Below are 255 nucleotides of genomic sequence, written 5' to 3'. Positions count from 1 at the left end.
TTACAACACTTTTAGTTTCATACCAATCACTAATTAATTGAAAGAGTAATTCAGAACCATTCTTGTTAAATGGGACGTAACCCATTTCATCTAATATAACCAACTGTACTCGATTAAATCGTTTTTTTAACCGCTCTAATTGATTGTTTTTCCATGCTCGTTCAAGTTCTAAGACAAGGTCACTAACTCGCCAAAATCGAGTCTCAATACCCTGTTGACAAGCTTTGTAGCCTAAAGCACTAGCTAAATGAGTTT

The 255-nt window shown here is 34.5% G+C and carries 1 protein-coding gene; it reads right to left on the bottom strand.

Going from position 1 to position 255, the window contains the following annotated elements:
* Positions 1-255: ATP-binding protein (locus ACEN4N_RS11665; RefSeq protein WP_407094284.1), on the bottom strand; the 255-nt coding region annotated here is incomplete at both ends.

This window comes from Ruoffia sp. FAM 20857 (genome assembly GCF_045528645.1).
In the GTDB taxonomy this organism is placed as follows: Bacteria; Bacillota; Bacilli; order Lactobacillales; family Aerococcaceae; genus Ruoffia; species Ruoffia halotolerans.
This window is presented reverse-complemented; position numbering and strand designations above follow the sequence as displayed.